This is a genomic window from Photobacterium sp. R1, from assembly GCF_054600795.1.
In genome coordinates, this window is record NZ_BAAHZP010000744.1 from 1 (window position 1) to 253 (window position 253).

Below are 253 nucleotides of genomic sequence, written 5' to 3' on the forward strand. Positions count from 1 at the left end.
CTCCCTGATGGTTTATGTTACCTGCCCATCACTGCTGCCAGGATTTCAGCAACTCAGTGTATTTAATGGTCACACCTTTGGGCTTCTCGTTTGCCAGCTTGGCTTTCGGTGCGCCGGGCTGTGCCAGCCAGTAGGCGGCGTCTCTTGGCTTATTGAGTTTAGGGCCACATTCCCCCTGCACATTGGCTCGTTCCAGACGTTCCAGCACGCGATCCTGTGCAGTGGCCAGCCCGTCCAGTGCCTGCTGCGGGGT

The 253-nt window shown here is 57.7% G+C and carries 1 pseudogene; it reads right to left on the bottom strand.

The annotated features are described in order from the left end of the window. Window positions 1–28: 28 nt before the first annotated feature. Window positions 29–253: pseudogene (locus ACYP03_RS27050) on the bottom strand (carbohydrate ABC transporter substrate-binding protein); the annotation flags it as partial.